At 43.2% G+C, this 18,143-nt stretch carries 13 protein-coding genes and 1 pseudogene; 11 read left to right on the top strand and 3 right to left on the bottom strand.

The window, feature by feature from the left end:
- Both NCY57_RS17010 and NCY57_RS17145 read right to left on the bottom strand, forming a co-directional pair.
- Positions 1–154: helix-turn-helix domain-containing protein (locus NCY57_RS17010; RefSeq protein WP_334303669.1), on the bottom strand; the 154-nt coding region annotated here is incomplete at its 3' end.
- Positions 117–251 (bottom strand): annotated as a pseudogene (locus tag NCY57_RS17145) (hypothetical protein); the annotation flags it as partial. The pseudogene NCY57_RS17145 and the gene NCY57_RS17010, both read right to left, overlap by 38 nt.
- A gap of 407 nt (positions 252–658) precedes the next feature.
- On the opposite strand from NCY57_RS17145, the gene NCY57_RS05250 reads away from it, so the two are divergent.
- The 10 genes from NCY57_RS05250 to NCY57_RS05205 all read left to right on the top strand — a co-directional run bounded on the left by NCY57_RS05250 (position 659) and on the right by NCY57_RS05205 (position 15,687).
- Positions 659–2,275 (top strand): mannitol dehydrogenase family protein, encoded by a 1,617-nt coding sequence (locus NCY57_RS05250; RefSeq protein ID WP_022427075.1) that lies wholly within the window; start codon positions 659–661, stop codon positions 2,273–2,275.
- A 320-nt stretch (positions 2,276–2,595) separates the two neighbouring features.
- Positions 2,596–3,552 carry a carbohydrate kinase family protein gene (locus NCY57_RS05245; protein ID WP_044961859.1) on the top strand — a complete coding sequence of 319 codons (957 nt, stop codon included), beginning with the start codon at positions 2,596–2,598 and terminating at the stop codon, positions 3,550–3,552.
- Positions 3,553–3,645: 93 nt separating this feature from the next.
- Positions 3,646–4,038 carry a VOC family protein gene (locus NCY57_RS05240; protein ID WP_015526181.1) on the top strand — a complete coding sequence of 131 codons (393 nt, stop codon included), beginning with the start codon at positions 3,646–3,648 and terminating at the stop codon, positions 4,036–4,038.
- A gap of 142 nt (positions 4,039–4,180) precedes the next feature.
- The gene (locus NCY57_RS05235; protein WP_173739759.1) at positions 4,181–4,825 is read left to right on the top strand and encodes a GntR family transcriptional regulator; all 645 of its coding nucleotides are present in this window, start codon (positions 4,181–4,183) and stop codon (positions 4,823–4,825) included.
- A gap of 176 nt (positions 4,826–5,001) precedes the next feature.
- Positions 5,002–6,381: an APC family permease gene (locus NCY57_RS05230; protein WP_110102972.1), complete on the top strand. Its 1,380-nt coding sequence runs from the start codon at positions 5,002–5,004 to the stop codon at positions 6,379–6,381.
- Positions 6,374–7,783: a serine hydrolase domain-containing protein gene (locus NCY57_RS05225; protein WP_110102971.1), complete on the top strand. Its 1,410-nt coding sequence runs from the start codon at positions 6,374–6,376 to the stop codon at positions 7,781–7,783. The genes NCY57_RS05230 and NCY57_RS05225 overlap by 8 nt, the downstream gene beginning before the upstream one ends.
- Positions 7,784–7,971: 188 nt before the next feature.
- Positions 7,972–8,982: a leucine-rich repeat protein gene (locus tag NCY57_RS05220; RefSeq protein WP_173739758.1), complete on the top strand. Its 1,011-nt coding sequence runs from the start codon at positions 7,972–7,974 to the stop codon at positions 8,980–8,982.
- Positions 8,979–10,331 (top strand): vWA domain-containing protein, encoded by a 1,353-nt coding sequence (locus NCY57_RS05215; protein ID WP_173739757.1) that lies wholly within the window; start codon positions 8,979–8,981, stop codon positions 10,329–10,331. The genes NCY57_RS05220 and NCY57_RS05215 overlap by 4 nt, the downstream gene beginning before the upstream one ends.
- Positions 10,332–10,476: 145 nt before the next feature.
- Positions 10,477–12,891 (top strand): GH36-type glycosyl hydrolase domain-containing protein, encoded by a 2,415-nt coding sequence (locus NCY57_RS05210; RefSeq protein ID WP_173739756.1) that lies wholly within the window; start codon positions 10,477–10,479, stop codon positions 12,889–12,891.
- 96 nt (positions 12,892–12,987) lie between these two features.
- Positions 12,988–15,687 (top strand): GH36-type glycosyl hydrolase domain-containing protein, encoded by a 2,700-nt coding sequence (locus NCY57_RS05205; protein ID WP_044961853.1) that lies wholly within the window; start codon positions 12,988–12,990, stop codon positions 15,685–15,687.
- A gap of 137 nt (positions 15,688–15,824) precedes the next feature.
- On the opposite strand, the gene NCY57_RS05200 is transcribed toward NCY57_RS05205, so the two are convergent.
- Entirely contained in the window at positions 15,825–16,565 is a 741-nt protein-coding gene (locus NCY57_RS05200; protein ID WP_118608163.1) for a helix-turn-helix domain-containing protein, read from the bottom strand.
- A 173-nt stretch (positions 16,566–16,738) separates the two neighbouring features.
- Between NCY57_RS05200 and NCY57_RS05195 the strand changes: the two genes are divergently transcribed.
- A complete protein-coding gene (locus tag NCY57_RS05195; protein WP_147603305.1) occupies positions 16,739–18,106 on the top strand; it encodes an ABC transporter substrate-binding protein in 1,368 nt (455 codons plus the stop codon).
- Positions 18,107–18,143: the final 37 nt, after the last annotated feature.

The raw sequence follows: 18,143 nt of genomic DNA, 5'->3' as shown, positions 1-18,143 counted from the left end.
GTGTGTTCCGGAGCATCTTTTTTTCTTTCTGGTAATAGCTGATCTTATCTGCAAGCATCTGGTTATAGATAAAGCGGCTGCAGCCGATTGTTTGCTCTATCTGAACTCTCTGCTCTTTATTTGGATAAATCCTTATTTTTACGGCGCGGTTCATTCTTCTCACCCTGGCTTTCTATATACTGCCGTATCGTTTCAATCGTTGCTCCGCCTGCACTGAGCAGACAGAATATCTGACCCCAGAATGCATCTTTCATGGTCTAACTCCATTATATTTATCATCCTTTTTCTTATATCAACGGATATGTATTTATGAACTAATTGTTCTTTTCAGTATACTACATCAGGGAAGGGAGAACAAGTGTTTCTTTTATACTATAGAGATTTTTTTGAGCAGACATGCTCCGATGTGCAATTCATCTCACCACCTGAAGAGGTGAGAGAATTCTTGCTACATTTGTTAAATGTATTTTAGTATAAATTTGCGGGAAATGCAATGTAGGGGAGAACGGGTAAAAGTAAACAAAAAAATAAGAGTAAAATTAGACGCTTTGCCAATAGATTTTTAAAAAGGAAAGTTTTATACTCTACTTACAGTTAAGACATAAACATAAGTAAAAGACATAAATAACGAAATGAACGAAAAAAAGGAGGTTCTATCATGAAATTAACAAGAGAAGGAATCAAAGAGCGTGAAGCATGGGAGAAAGCAGGCATCAATCTTCCAGGATACGATGTAGAGGCAGTTACTGAGAAAGCGAAGAAGGAGCCAGGCTGGGTACATTTCGGAATCGGAAATATCTTCCGTGTATTTATCGGAGGTATTGCAGATGGTCTTCTGGAAGGGGGAGTTCTTGACAGAGGCATCACATGTGTAGAGACCTTTGATTATGATGTAGTAGATAAGATTTACGCGCCATATGACAACCTTGGCTTAAATGTCATTCTCCACGGTGATGGAACCCGTGAATACAAAGTTCTTGGGGCGCTTGCAGAAGCAGTGAAAGCACAGTCATCTGATGCTGGACAATGGGACCGCCTGAAAGAAATTTTTGCGGCTAAATCCCTGCAGCTGGTTTCCTTCACTATCACAGAAAAGGGTTATGCACTCCAGAAAGCAGACGGAACATGGTTCCCGTTTGTGGAAGCAGATATTAAGAACGGACCGGATAAGGCAACGGGAGCAATGGCAGTTCTTGTGGCTATGCTGAATGAGAGATATAAAGCAGGGAAATATCCGATCGCCCTGGTATCCATGGACAACTGCTCACAGAACGGCGCCAAGCTTCGTGAGTCCGTGCTGACTATGACAGAGGAATGGCATAAAGCGGGCTTCGTAGATGATGGCTTCGTAGATTATGTAACGGACGAGAAGGTGGTTGCATTCCCGTGGACCATGATCGACAAGATCACACCTCGTCCAAGCGAGCAGATCGCAGCAGACCTTGAGAAGCTTGGCGTTGAAGACATGCAGCCGGTGATCACAGGAAAGAAGACATACATAGCACCATTTGTTAATGCTGAGAAGCCACAGTATCTTGTTATCGAGGACAGCTTCCCTAACGGACGCCCTGCTCTGGAAAAAGGCTTCGGCGTATATATGGCGGACAGAAATACCGTCAATCTTTCCGAGAGAATGAAAGTAACCGTATGCCTGAATCCTGTACATTCCGCAACCGGCCCTCTTGGTGTGGTACTTGGCTATGATCTGTTTGCACATATGCTGAACACGAACGAAGATATGATGAAAATGGCCCGTATGGTTGCTTATGACGAGGGACTTCCGGTAGTTGCAGATCCTGGAATCCTTTCCCCGCAGGCATTTGTGGATGAACTCTTTAATGACCGTTTCCCGAATGAGTATCTTGGAGATACCAACCTTCGTCTGGCTGTAGATGTGTCCCAGATGGTAGGTATCCGTTTCGGTGAGACTGTAAAAGCATATGTGAAGAAATTTGGAGATGCTTCCAGACTGACAGCAATCCCGCTGGGAATCGCAGGCTGGCTGAGATACATGCTGGCTGTAGATGACGAAGGAAACAAATTTGAGCTTGCACCGGACCCGATGAATGAGGAGATCACAGAGCAGCTTGGCGATATCGTGATCGGAAAACCGGAAACCTTCAAGGATCAGCTGAAGCCGATCCTTTCCAATGAGAGATTGTTCTTCACAGACCTTTATAAAGATGGTGTCGGAGAGAAGATCGAGGATATGTTCCGTGAGATGATCGCAGGACCCGGAGCTGTAAAGGCAACTATTCATAAATATGTAAAATAAAACCAGGGTTACGAGAACGGTTTATGTAAGTATTTTGCATAGGAGAGTAGACAAAAATGATAGTAAAAGTAATTTTAGGCACAATGCAGAATGCAAGAAAGCTGGTAAGTATTGCAGAATCCATCCCCTATGATGTAGAATTATGTTATGGCCGTTATGTTGTAAATGCGAAGTCTATGCTTGGTGTCTTAAGTATGCCTGAGTTTGACGAGGGAGAGCTTCATATACATACAGATAATGAGAAAGAATGCGAGAAGATCCTTTTTCAGCTGCTTGATCAGAACCTTATTGTGGACACAGGAGATGCTGTGAAAAGATCCATCTATGATATCACAACCTTTGGTGAGATCCTGATCGATTTTACATCTCAGGATATCAATGAGGATGGACAGATGCTGTATGCCAGAAATCCGGGCGGTGCACCTGCCAATGTTGCAGTTGCAGCCAGCAGACTGGGAGCTCATACTGCATTTATCGGTAAAGCAGGAAAAGATATGCACGGAAAGTTCCTGAAATCTGTTCTTGAGAAAGAAAACGTGGATACCAAGGGTATGCTCCTGGACGAAAATTATTTTACTACACTGGCTTTTGTGGAAGTCAGCGAGACTGGAGAGAGGACTTTCTCTTTTGCAAGAAAACCGGGAGCGGATACGAAGATCCAGAAGGAAGAAGTGGATGTGGATGTGCTGGATCATACCCATATTTTTCATGTTGGATCCCTGTCCCTGACGGATCAGCCTGCAAGAGATACCACGTTTTATGCGGTAAAAAGAGCAAAAAACAAGGGCAGCGTGATTTCTTACGATCCCAATTACCGTGCATCTCTGTGGCCGGATGAAAAGACAGCGAAGAAGCATATGAGAAGCCTGGTTCCCTATGTGGATCTTATGAAGATTTCGGATGAAGAGACAGAACTTCTGACAGATCATAAGGATGTCCGGGAAGCAGCAGAAGCACTGTACAGCCAGGGCGTGAAAGTTGTGGCAGTTACACTTGGCGGCGAAGGAGCATATCTTTACGGCAAGGATGGCGGCTGTATGGTACCGGGATTTGCAGTGAAACAGATCGCAGACACGAACGGAGCCGGAGATTCTTTCTGGGGCGGTTTCCTGTACAAAGTCAGCACAGCAGAGAAACATCTGGACGAGCTGACCCAGGAGGATCTGAAGGAATTTGCCCGTTTCGGCAATGCAGTGGCCAGTCTCTGCGTGGAGAAAAAAGGTGCGATCCCGGCAATGCCGGAGCTTGCACAGGTGGAACGCAGAATTGCAAAGTGATCGTATTCATAAAACTGTAGCAGAGTTGAATCTAAATTGCGAAGCGATTGTGTTTATGAGTATGTCAGATTTATGAAAGGATGGGGTTTTGAAATGAATTTAAAAGATCAGATGAACGGAGTTCAGCACGTAGGTGTGCCAACCAATGATATTGAGACAACCATTAAATTTTATGAGGCACTGGGATTTAAGATCGCTTTCCAGACGGTGAACGAGGCTGCCAATGAGAAGGTTGCTTTCCTGAAGCTTGGAAATCTTGTGATCGAGACTTACGAGAACAAAGCAGCAAAAATGGAATCCGGCGCCATTGACCATGTTGCCATTGATGTGAAGGATGTGGAGAAAGTCCACGAGCTGGTGACAGCAGCCGGACTGAATACTACCAATGATGAAGTCCATTTCCTGCCGTTCTGGGAGAATGGTGTGAAGTTCTTTACTATTGAAGGCCCGAATAAGGAGAAGGTGGAGTTCAGCCAGTATTTATAAAATGTGTAAGTCAGTTAAGTCTCCTGCAAGAATGTGGGTACCTGTCTTAATGGGAATTTACAATACAGTAAAAATACGCTAGAATAGAATACTGTTAATATTCATCTAAATAAAAAAGATCTATAAGAACAGGAGTATATACATGCTGGGACTTAAACCAATAAAGACTTTACCCATAAGAGAAAAGATTGCGGCGAATCTCAGAGAGGCAATTCTTTCAAAAAAAATTCCGGCGGGGGAAATTCTGACACTGGAAAGTACTGCGCAGGAACTTGGAGTGTCCATTACACCTACAAGAGAAGCCTTTCAGATTCTGGCAAGAGATGGACTTCTGGAACTGGAGCGAAATAAACGTGCAGTAGTTCTTGGAGTGAATGAAAAAACGATCCGCGAACATTTTCAGGTGCGGGCGGCACTGGAAAGTGAAGCCTGTGTTTTGTGTTGTGAAAATAAGATCGATTTTCAGAGGATTGATCAGATCCTCAAGGTTTCCAGAGAAGAGATAGAAAAAGGTGATTTTGAAAGTTATTCAAGTCTCAATCAGACTTTGCACATGGAATTATGGACAGCAGCAGGAAATGATAAACTTAAAAATATGCTGTCAGAACTGTGGAACGGACTGTCCAGAGGCGTACTGGTAAATGAAGAAGAGTACGTAAGAAAATCTCTGAAAGAGCATGAGGAAATTGTAGAAAGTATTCGAAAAGGTGATGCTATGGAATGTTATCTGCGTATGCAGAAACATATAAAAAGCAGTTGTGAGAACTTTGTGCAACGGTATAATTAGGCTGTAGAAATTACCATTTTTCTGTAAAAAGTATACAAAAACAGAACAGATAATTTTTACAAAACGCCGAAATTGTTAATTGTTATTGACAGTTACGGCGTTTTTCACTATTCTTTATGTATACAATATAAAAAATAAAAAATAAAAAGTAAAAAAGTAAAGAAAGGCGCAATGAAATGAACGACAAGAACATAATTGTGAACAAGCCGGAACCGAAACCGGGTATACTTGAGCGTGGTGATCTTTTTGCGATCGCAGTAGGAATGGTAATCGGCTCCGGAATGGTAACTCTGATCGGACCGGCAATGGCTTATACCGGTTATTCTGTATGGCTTGCTTATCTGACAGCGATTGTCATGGGATTCTTTATGGTTTTTCCGTATATTATTCTTGGTGGGACCATGCGCGTGGCAGGAGGCCCGTATTCCATCGTAACGAACCTTTCCGGAGTCAGCACCGGAGGTCTGGTAGCTTATACGAAACTGGTAACGCCGATCCTCAACAGTTCTTTTGCGTTGGCACTGGGATTGTATTTGAATAATCTCCTCCCGGGAATTACAGTGAAAGCACTGGCAATCGCAGGTGTTGTTATCCTGTTTGTTCTGAATCTTCTGGGAATGGATATTTTTGCAAAGGTAAGCAAGATATTATCAACGGTTCTTCTGATCACAATGGTTCTGTATGTTGTTTTCGGACTTACACAGATCAGACAGCCGATCTTTGATTTTTCAGGAGATAAGATGTTTACCGGCGGCTTTAAAGGCTTTATGCTGGCGGCACTTCTTCTTATCAATTCCGCAAATGGTTACTACAATGTTCTGTGGTATGGTAAAGACGCGAAAAGAGCAACGAAAGATGTTCCGTTTGCGGCAATGTCCTGCGTGCCATGTCTGCTTTTTATTTATGTGGGCCTTGCGATGGTTACAGGTGGGGTGCTTCCTCACGATAAGGTTGCAGGTGTGGAAACAATCCTTCCGGCAGCACAGGAGATCCTTCCTGGTATTGTGTATAAACTTTTTATGATCGGCGGACCGATCATGGCAATCATCACTACTTTGAATGGTGTATTTAATGATGTACGATATCCGATCGCTCAGGCTGCCAAGGATGGATGGCTGCCGAAAGGAATTCTGAAGGAAAACCGTTTCGGAGCACCGTACCTGATCTATACCTACACACTGATCGTAGTGTTGCTTCCGATCATTTTTGATATGAGTATCGTGACGATCACAAATATTTTCCAGGTGATCACATTTTTTATGAATGTTACAGTTGTGTATGCAATTTCACGTCTTCCGAAGAAATATCCGGATACCTGGAAGAAGAACAAATTTCACCTTTCCAGTGCAGGACTTTACGTATTCTGTACCATCAGTATCATCATTTACACGATTATTTTTATAAAAGGAATTTTCAGTATTAAACTTGTATATGCAGTATCTGCTGTTATAGTTATGGTTGCATTGATCCTGATTGGTGTATATCTCACCAGAAAAGGTGGAATCCGTATCGAGACATCCATATGGCAGCCTGCAGAGGAGGAAAAAAATGAATGAATTAAATCCGTTCAAGCTGGCAAAAATGCTTGAGGAACTTGAGAACACCGTAGAATTACACAGTATTTCTGTACGGTATAAAGGAGAAAAGGTTGTTGAAGGAGCCTGGGCACCTTTCTCAATGGAAGAGCCGCAGATGATGCATTCTTTATCAAAGATCGGAACAAGTATCTGTGTTGGATTTGCGGTGGATGAGGGAAAACTTCATCTGGAGGATAAATTTCTGGATTATGTGAGAGAAGATCTTCCGGATGAATATGATGAAGCCCTGGAAAATATTACCGTATATGATCTTCTTACCATGCAGGCCGGTTCCCCGGAATGCTGTAATAATGTATGGTTTTCCAGACTGGAAAAAGACTGGGAGAAGAATTGGCTTGGACAGCCTAAGCTGAAAGAAGATATCGGAAAAGTTTTTCATTATGATTCCGGATGCAGCTATACACTTTCCAGGATCGTGACCAAAGTTATGGGTGAAAACTGTCTGTCCATTATGCAGAAACGTGTTTTTGACAAACTTGGTTTTGGAAAGATCAACTGGCTTACAAGTCCTGAGGGACATAATACCGGCGGCTGGGGCATGTATCTGACCGCAGATCAGATTTCCACACTGGCACAGCTCCTTCTCCAGAAAGGAAACTGGAAGGGTGAGCAGCTGGTGCCACAGTGGTGGATCGAAGAGATGGGACAGTCAAGAGTCGTAATTCCCGGAGATGAGAAAAAAGCACTGACTCATTATGCATATCACATCAAAGCAGGAAAAGAGATCTTTGCGGCAGAAGGAGCATTTGGACAGTATTTGGTGTGCTTCCGGGAACTTCCGGTTGCCATTGGCATTACCGCAGGTGCGAGAGAATATCTTGCGGCAGATATCTGCCTTAAATATATGAAGGAAGCAGTTTCCATACCTTGCCCGGAAGAAAAACGGGAAGAAGGAGAGAAATATCTGGAAGCAAAAATAAAAAGCCTTTCTCTGCCACAGCCGGAAGGCAGACTGAAAACTGCGGAAAAAGAACTCAGTGGATTATTTAACCGGGAGATTATTTTTACAGAAAATCCGAGAAACATTGAAAGTGCAAAGATCATTCCGGAAGGATGTAAACTGCGTCTGGAAATGATAGTCCAGGGTGAGAAAAAGATTGCTTATGCAGGATTTAAGAGCTGGAAACAGAACGATCTTTATCCGGATGATTTTACAAAGAGATATCACAGCATTGCTTATGGAATGGATCAGGAAACGTTATATCTGTCTGTGGGACTGCTCAACACTTCCTACAGGGAAGAGTATTCCTTCTGGGTCAATTCTAAAGATACCGTGATCGCGACCTGGAGACCTAACGTTACCTATCTTCCGGAACAGCCGGATATGGTATGGAAGTTTACAGGAAACTTTAAATCCTGAAGAGAAAAAACTCAAAGTATAGACCGATAAAAATATAGCAATTCCTCCAACCTTATGATAAAAGAAACGAACAACCCGCAGGATACTGACTTGCCATCAGTGGTCCGATGGGTTGTTTTTTGTTTGGAATAAGTCTACAATAGGAAACAGAAATTTTTATTATTGTGACATAGGGAAGAAAGTGTACGATGAAAATACATTACAGAATTAAAAATAATGCAATAGAGATCGTTCGGTGTTATGGTACCGATGACCGGATCGTGCTGCCGGAAGAGATCAATGGTCTTCCGGTAGTCAGTGCGGCGCCGTATGCGTTTTCTGCACATAAGGATGGAGAAGAAGATGCAGAAACCTGGGAGAGCGAAGATGTAATTTCGTTCGGAGAAGAGAGACTTCTTGCCGGAGAGGAAGTGCAGGAGATCGTTTTTCCCGATACACTGAAGGAAATCGGAAGATATATTTTTTATGGATGCAAAAAGCTGGAGCGGCTGGAATTTTCGGATACGCTGATGCAGGTGGGAACCGGGGCGTTTACGGGCTGTAGCGGGCTGAAGGAGCTTGTGATCCATCAGAAAAAAGGGCTCAAGTCCTGTGCAAAGGAGATCCTCGGTGAGCTGTGGCAGAAGATTGATGTGGATTTTCTGTACGAAAATGGTGAGGCAAGTGGAAAACGTGCGCATATGGTTTTTCCGGAGCATTATGATGAGGCGGTGGAGAATACGCCTGCGAGAATTCTGTTTACGGAGTATCATGGCTCAGGGACCAATTACCGGCAATGCTTCTATAATAAAGAACTGGATTTCGCGGAGTATGACAGCCTGTTTGATATGGCAGTGGTAATGGATAAGCTGGAGGTTCTGGTTGATATGAGCTTTGGGCGGCTTCGTTATCCGTGGCAGCTCAGTGAAAAGGCGAAGAAGCAGTATGAGGATTATATCCGGGGAAATCTTAAGGATATCGGGGAATTTCTGGTGGAAAGCGGAAGCTTAAATGGTCTGGAGCTGCTTTCTCGGGAAAAACTCTGGAACAGAGAGGGCCTGGAACATAGTATTGATGTGGCGGCCAGGAAGAAGGATATGGAGATTTCCGCATTTCTGATGAATGAACGCAGCCGGATGCTGAAGGAAGAGCAGAAGGTGGCCGGGGAGACAGAAAATGAGAGGTGCCCTGTTAAAAGGAGAAAGAAGTTTCAGTTATGAGTGATATAGAAACAACTGAAAACAATAAAAATAACTTCCTGCCCGGTCAGGAATCCAATTCCCAGGAGGCAGCCCAGCGTCTCCAGGACATCGGCAGCAGCATCCTCCGGGCGGCGAGAGACGAGCTGTATCTTGGCATGCGTTTTCTGGATGTGGCGCTGAGCAGCTTTATTTATCAGATGGATGGTTCGGTCAGTCCGTTTGGAACAGACGGGGCTGTGATATACTTCCATCCGGCACAGCTTGGCGGGCTTTATAAAGAAAACAGGATTCTTGTGAATCGAGGATATCTCCATATGGTATTTCACTGCATTTTCCGGCACTTTGGGAAGCCGGGAATAGAGAAGCGTTTGTGGAATTTAAGCTGCGACATTGCAGTGGAGCATATGATCGACGGGATCTACCACCGCTCAGTCCGATATTCCAGAAGTCTTCTCCGGAGGGAAACCTACCGTCTTCTGGAAAAGGAAAAGAAGACGCTGAATGCAGAGAGAATCTACAAGATTCTGAAAGAAGAATTTCTGAAGGAAAAAGAACTGGCACAGCTTGAAAAAGAGTTCTACGTGGACGACCATAAATACTGGGCAAACCAGCAGCCCGACCGGAAACCCAATCCCCTGATGAGCAAAAAATGGGGAGATATCAGCGATGGGATCGAGACAGACCTTGGAACTTTTTCCAGAGAGTCAGGAGAGCAGGACGGAGATTTTCTGGACCAGCTGAAAATAGAGAACCGGGAACGATATGATTATCGGGAATTTCTGCGGAAGTTTGCAGTATTTCGGGAAGAACTGACTGTAGATCCGGACAGCTTTGATTATAATTTTTATACCTACGGGCTTTCCCTTTACGGGAATATGCCGCTGATCGAACCCCTGGAAACCAGAGAAGTGAAAAAAGTTTCGGAATTTGTCATTGTGATCGATACTTCCATGTCCTGTTCAGGAGAACTGGTACAGAGATTTCTGGAGGAAACCTATGGGATCTTAAGCGACAGCGGGAATTTTTTCCAGAAGGTAAATATACACATTATCCAGTGTGATGAGAAGGTGCATTCGGATGTAAAGATCACCGGTGCAGAGGAATTGCAGGAGTATATGAACAGCCTGGAACTTTACGGTGATGGAGGTACAGATTTCCGTCCGGCTTTTGCTTATGTGGAAGAGCTGATGGAAAAACGTGAGTTTGAAAATCTTAAGGGCCTGGTGTATTTTACAGACGGATACGGGATTTTTCCGGCAAAGATGCCGCCATACCGGACAGCATTTGTATTTATGGAGCAGGAGCCTGAGGATGTGGATATCCCGGCTTGGGCCATGAAGCTGGTGATCACGGAGGAAGAATTGTAAAGAATTATATCCATATCTTATGTCATGAATCTGATATTTTAATCTTTTATTTTGTATATTGCTATCTGCATATCAGTTATAGTGTAGAAAATAGGTAACAACAGACAATGTTACGGAAAATATACAGAACAGGAGATTGTATGGCATGAGATATGGGTATTTTGATGAAGAAAAAAAGGAATATGTGATTACCAGGCCGGACACACCTGCTCCATGGGTGAATTATTTGGGATCGCCGGAATACGGAGCAATCGTTTCCAATAATGCAGGGGGATACAGCTTTGCAAAATCCGGGGCGAACGGCAGAATCCTGAGATATATTTTTAATCAGTTTGATCAGCCGGGAAGATATATTTATCTCAGGGATAATGACACAAAAGATTATTGGTCAGCATCCTGGCAGCCGGTTGGCAAAGATCTCAGTGAGTATAAAAGTGAATGTCATCATGGCACAGCCTATACTAAAATGATGGCAGATTACAGCGAGATACATTCAGAGGTGAGATACTATGTACCGCTTGGGCAGTCCTACGAGGTATGGAATCTAAAAGTTACCAACTGCTCAGACAGAAAACGTGAGATCAGTGTGACTGGATATGCAGAGTTTACAAATAACAGCAATTATGAACAGGATCAGGTGAATCTGCAGTATTCCCAGTATATTACAAGAACAGTATTCTGTGGAGATCGTGTACGTCAGATGATCCATGCGAATCTGGACGGCCTTAAGGATGGGGAAGAGGTTGATAACAAGAACGTGTTCAACCGATTCTTCGGCCTGGCTGGAGAGAAGGTTTCTTCCTGGTGTGGTGACAGGGAAAAATTCCTTGGAAGATATCACGGATACAACAATCCGGCAGGGGTTGAAGCCGGTGTATTATGTAATGAGGGAAATTATAATGAAAACAGCTGTGGAGCTCTTTCATCTGTAATTACTCTGGAACCGGGAGAAAGTCGGGAAATGGCTTTTCTGGCAGGAATGAAGGAGGATAATGAAGCAGCGGAGATTATAGCACATTATGCAGACTGTGAAAAAACATGCGCGGTGGAGCTTGAAGAACTGATCAGTTACTGGCACGGACAGCTTGCACATTTTCAGATCAGAACACCAAGTCCGGAATTCGATACCATGATCAATACATGGAACGCATATAACTGTTTTATGACATTTATCTGGTCACGTGCAGCATCTTTTACTTATTGCGGACTTCGTAACGGATATGGATACCGTGATACTGTACAGGATATCCAGGGTGTGATCCATCTTGCACCCCAAATGGCACTGGATAAGATCCGTTTCATGTTGTCAGCACAGGTAGATAACGGCGGCGGTCTTCCACTTGTGAAATTCACACATAATCCGGGACATGAGGATACACCGGATGATGCATCCTATGTACAGGAAACCGGTCATCCGGCATACCGCGCAGATGATGCACTCTGGCTGTTCCCTACTGTATACAAATATATTTCAGAGACAGGAAATTTTGCATTCATCGATGAAGTGATCCCGTTTGCAAACAAGGATGAAGGAACTGTATACGAGCATCTGAAAAGAGCTATTGACTTCTCCATGAACCATCTTGGCAGACATGGAATGCCGGCCGGACTTTATGCAGACTGGAATGATTGTCTGAGACTTGGAAAGGATGGGGAATCTACTTTCGTTGCATTACAGTTCTATTATGCAATGACTATCCTGAAAGAGTTTGCAAAATACAAAAAAGATGAAAAATATATAAAATACCTGGAAGAAAAACAAGAGCAGCTTGGAAAATTGATCCAGGAACTCTGTTGGAATGAAGATCGTTTTATCCGTGGGTTTACGGAGCGGGGAGAGGTTATCGGAAAGAGAACTGACCCGGAGGCAAACATGTGGCTGAATCCACAGAGCTGGGCTGTGATCAGCGGCCTTGCAACAGAGCGGCAGGCAGATCTGGCTCTTCAAATGGTTTATGAAAGATTGAATACAGAATACGGTGCAATCCTTATGGATCCTCCATATCATGCAAATGCTTTCGACGGAGCACTTGCGGTTATCTACAATGCAGGAACAAAGGAAAATGCGGGAATCTTTTCACAGTCACAGGGATGGCTCATTCTGGCAGAAGCACTTTGCGGACATGGTGAGCGTGCATTTAATTATTTCCTGGAGAATGCTCCGGCAGCGCAGAATGACAGGGCTGAGATCAGACAGCTGGAGCCATACTGCTATGGACAGTTTACAGAAGGAAAAGCAAGCCCGAATTTCGGACGATCTCATGTGCACTGGCTGACAGGAACAGCATCTACTGTGATGGTAGGATGTGTAGAAGGAATTCTTGGCATGCGTCCGGATTTCTATGGCTTACGTATAGCACCATCGATTCCAAAAGAATGGGAGAAGTTTGAGATAAGCAAGGATTTCCGTGGATGTCATCTCCATATCACTGTGAAGAATCCGGGACATGTGGAAGCCGGATGTAAAAAACTCTATGTAAATGGAGAAGAACTTCCGGGTAATTATATTCCGCAGGAGAAACTTACCGGTGAGACAGAAATTGAATTCTATATGTCATGACATAATGGATATAAATTGCGAGGAGATCACATTTATGAATACAAAGTAAAATGGAATATAAATACCGTTTTATTTTGGCAGGAAGGAGATCACAGAATGAAATATATAAAATTTCAGGATAAAAATGGAAGCTTTTCCATAGAAAATCCGGAGAATTACAGCGGTTTATATATACCTCTGGCCGGAGAAAACGGATTGAAATCCGCGATCACCCCTTCTCTGGGAGGAGACAGCAAACTGGATCAGAATCATTTTCTGCTGGAACCGGTAAGCATTGAGAATCTTCATAATAATCGAAACACCAGAAATTTCTGGTGCAAGATAAAAGGAAAAGGTTACTGGTCAGCATGCGGAGTTTCGGCAGAACAGGAATTTCAGAAATATACTGATAAACAGGATAAAAGCAGCCTGGAAGCCGGATTTATGTGGCAGAAGCTGCACAGAACTTCTGAGAAATACGGACTTCAGTCAGAGATTTTGTCTTTTGTGACAGTGAAAGGTGATGCGGAGGTCCATCTTGTAAAGATTACCAATATTGAAGAGGAAGAACAGGAGATCACACCGGTTGCTGTAATACCTGTATATGGAAGAAGTGCAGACAATCTCAGAGATCACAGGCATGTGACTTCCCTTTTGCACAGGATAAGAACAACGGAGTACGGTGTTGAAGTAAAACCGGTGCTTTCTTTTGATGAAAGAGGTCATCAGAAGAATAATACTGCATATTTTGTATATGGATCTGAAGGCGAGGGAACGGAACCGGAAAGCTTTTATCCTGATGTGGAAATGTTTATCGGAGAAGGCGGTTCTTTCCTGATTCCGGAGGTGGTCAGAGAAGAGAAAAAAGGTGTTCCGGCAGGGACAGAAATTGAAGGAAAGGAAGCTGTCGGTGGTATTCGTTTTGCATCCAGGGTTCTGAGACCACATGAAACAGCTGTATATGTTGTGACAGCGGGAATATCTGAAAAAAATCAGCTGCCGGAGGAGACTGCACGGTTTTACAGAACTGAAAAACAGGTTGCAAGAGAATTTGAACATGTAAAAAAACACTGGACAGAAAAAGTGAATGTTTCTTTTGAGACAGGTGATGAGGACAGAGATAATTATCTGAAATGGATCTGTTTCCAGCCGATATTAAGAAGAATTTACGGTTGTTCATTCCTCCCGTATCATGATTATGGAAAAGGTGGAAGAGGCTGGCGTGATCTCTGGCAGGACTGTCTGGCACTTCTGATCATGGAGCCTTCTGTTGTACGTCAGATGATCGTCGATAATTACGGTGGAGTACGCATCGATGGAACCAATGCCACGATCATCGGAAACAGACAGGGGGAATTTATCGCAGACCGCAACAACATTGCCCGCGTGTGGATGGATCATGCTTTCTGGCCATTTGTGACAACGAAGCTTTATATGGATCAGACCGGGGATATGAATGTCCTTTTTGAGAAGATTCCATATTTCAAGGATCTTCAGACAAAAAGAGGAACTGCGCATGATGAAAAATGGAGCAGTGCCTATGGAGAAAATCAGAAAACAGAATCCGGTGAGGTTTATTACGGAACGGTTCTGGAACACATTTTGCTGGAAAATCTCTGTGCTTTTTATGATGTAGGAGAGCACAACGAGATGAAACTTCACGGGGCAGACTGGAACGATGCCATGGATATGGCATGGGAAAATGGTGAGAGTGTGGCATTTACCTGTGCATATGCTGGAAATATGAAGAACATCGCAGAATATCTGAGAAAACTTCAGGAAAAGGAAATGTTTGACAGGATTGAAGTTGCGGAAGAAATGGAAATCCTGTTTACCGGAGACCGTGAGCTTTATGAAAGCCCGGAGAAAAAGCAGCAGATTCTGAGACAGTACACAGAAAAATGTGCACATGATATCAGCGGAAATACTATTGTGATCCGTCTGGACCAGCTTAGCCGGAATCTGGATGAAAAGGCAGATTGGATGATGGAAAACATCCGCAGAAGAGAATGGGTAAAAGACGGAGAAAACGGCTGGTTCAACGGATATTATGATGATCATAAACGTCCTGTGGAAAGGGCAGAAAGCAGCCAGGTACGTATGATGCTTACCAGTCAGGTATTTGCGATCATGAGTAAAACCGCACAGAAAGATCAGATTGAGTCTATCTGTAAAAGTGTGGATAAATATCTTTTTGACCGTCAGGCAGGAGGATATCGTCTGAATACCAATTTCCATGAAGAAAAATTTGATCTGGGAAGAATGTTCGGGTTTGCTTATGGAGAAAAGGAAAACGGAGCGGTATTTTCCCATATGGCTGTTATGTATGGCAATGCACTGTATAAAAACGGCTATGCAAAAGAAGGACATAAGGTTCTGGAAACGCTTCTGGACGCTGCCATGGATTTTGAGAACAGCAGGATGTATCCTGGAATTCCGGAATATTTTGATAATCAGGGAAGAGGATTGTATGCATATCTTACCGGTGCTGCAAGCTGGTATATGCTGACTATGATCACAGAGGTATTTGGCGTCAGAGGAGATCTTGGAGATCTGGTGATCGCGCCGGCACTGATGCCGGAGCAGTATAATGAGAATGGACAGGCATCTCTTACTATGGAATTTGCCGGAAGAAAGCTGGAGATCTGTATCTGCAATCCGGAGAAAAAACTTCCTTCAGAATATAAAATAAAAACAGTATGGTGTGATGAAAAGGAAATGAAAAACAAACAGAGTACCTGTGTACGTATAGATCGGGAACTGCTCGAAAAGCTTTCTGTAAAAGAAACACACAGGATCAAAGTGGAACTGATGTAACAGAAATCGGTTATACATAATTGTTAAATTACAGAAACAGAAGTATCAATAGGAAAACGGCATCCCACAGTTGTAAAAAGCTGCGGGATGTCGTTTTTGATGCTGATAAAAAATATCAGCCATAATAATAAGGATGTTTACCACATGGATTTGTAATATTTGTCACGGTACTTCTTTGGGGTAAGGCCGGTGAAGTTTTCAAAGATCTGGATAAAATGACTCTGTGAAGAGAAATTCAGATAATTGGCGATATCAACTACTGCTTTATCAGAGTATCGGAGCAGGTGAGTGGCTTTTTCGATTTTTTTCTCGCGGATGTAATCACTTATGGATACTCCAAGATTCTGTTTGAATACTCTGGACAGATAACTGGGAGAGAGTCCGGTATGTTCTGACAGATCCTGAATGGTGATACGCTCCTTAATGTGACCGTAAATATAGTCCACGCATTGCATGACCGGTCTGGAAAGAATAGAGCTTTTTTTCTGGAGGATCATTTTTCCGGTAAAATCTCTGGCCATAATATGATGCAGATCTGCAATCTGGCGTACAGTGGTGCAGGAATCCATTTTCAGAATGTAAAAATCGCTGAGACGATATGCCTGTTCAGACTCCAGTCCACCGTCAATACAGTAACGGGTGAGCATGGCAGTAGTGACAACGAAATGATACTTCAGGTTGGTCAGAGGATTTTTGGAGAGGATACCGGTTCCCTTCAGATGAAGAAAAGAGTCTTCCTCGCAGTTTTTGTTTACAGCTTCCATATCACCGGCTCTTACGGCATTGTAAAAAGAATATTCCACAGAGGGAGAGCGATGAAGAGCTTCCAGTTCTGTATCTTCCAGTTCATTAGTAATCCAGTCTTGGGAAATGGACATATTGATATCCTCCTTATATGTTGGTGTTTAAGGAATGTATTGGTTTCTTATATTATGACATGAATCTGACATTTTGTTAAGATTAATAATATAATCGCAGATAAAAAAATGGTATATTTTTATCATCAAAGGTAAAGCATCGGGGATGCTACAGAAAAAGGAGGATTTATACTATGAAAAAAAGAGCGGTATCTATGATCCTTGCAGCAGCAATGGTTTGTGGAATGATGACAGCAAATGTAAGCTGTGTATCTGCAAAAGGATCGGATGAGGGAAAAGTGATCAATATTTATTCCTGGAATGATGAGTTCCGTCAGAGACTGGAAGCTGTTTATCCGGAAGTAGAGTCCACTTCCAAAGATGGTACAGTTACAAAACTGAAAGATGGTACAGAGATCCACTGGATCGTAAATCCGAACCAGGATGGCGTATATCAGCAGAAACTGGATGAGGCACTTCTCAACCAGGCTGATGCAAGTGCAGATGATAAGGTAGACATATTCCTTTCTGAGACAGATTATGTATTCAAATATACAGACAAAGATGCAGATGTTGCAATGCCTCTTACTGATCTTGGCATTGATCCGGACAAGGATCTTGCAGATCAGTATGATTTCACGAAAACAACAGCTTCTGATGCGGATGGAGTACAGAGAGGCGCCACATGGCAGTGCTGCCCGGGTGTCCTTGTATATCGTCGTGACATTGCGAAAGATGTTTTCGGTACTGATGACCCGAAAGAAGTTGGCGAGAAGATGAAAGACTGGGATACAGCTAAAGAAACAGCAGCTCAGCTGAAAGAAAAAGGATATTATACATTTGCTTCTTATGCAGACACTTTTCGTTTATATGGAAACAGCATTGAGAATCCGTGGGTAGAGTCCGGTGATTCTGTGATCAAAGTAGATTCAAAGATCATGGACTGGGTAAAAGATTCCAAAGAGTGGCTGGATGCAGGTTATCTTAACAAAACTGTAAAAGGTCAGTGGAACGATGACTGGAACAAGGCAATGAGTTCTGAGTCCAAGGTATTCGCATTCCTCTTCCCGGCATGGGGTATCGACTTTACTCTGAAACCAAACTGGGATGGAGCAGAAGGTGACTGGGCTGTTACAAATCCTCCGCAGGAATACAACTGGGGTGGCTCTTACATTCAGGCTGCAACAGGAACAGATAATCCGGAACATGTCAAAGATATTATCCTGGCAATGACGGGAAATCAGGATAATCTTCTTAAGATTTCCAAAGAATACTCTGATTTTACAAATACAAAATCCGGTATGAAAGATGCAGCTACAAATGCAGATTTCGCATCTGATTTCCTTGGTGGACAGAACCCGTTTGAGTATTTTGCACCGGTTGCAGAGAATATCAAGATCGCACCGCTTTCCGCATATGACCAGGGTTGTGTAGAGCTGATCCAGAACGCTTTCAGTGATTACTTCCAGGGTAAAGTAGACTTTGACAAAGCAAAAGCCAACTTTGAGACAGCTATTCAGGAGCGTTATCCGGAGATCACAGAGATCCAGTGGCCGGAATAAATACCACATGAGGATAATTGTTGATGCTGCAGGATCT

The sequence above is a fragment of the Blautia sp. MB18-30 genome, from assembly GCF_023669475.1.
Classification (GTDB): Bacteria; Bacillota; Clostridia; order Lachnospirales; family Lachnospiraceae; genus Blautia_A; species Blautia_A fusiformis.
The sequence above is the reverse complement of the archived record's forward strand: the minus strand, read 5'-3'. Positions and strand labels throughout refer to the sequence as shown.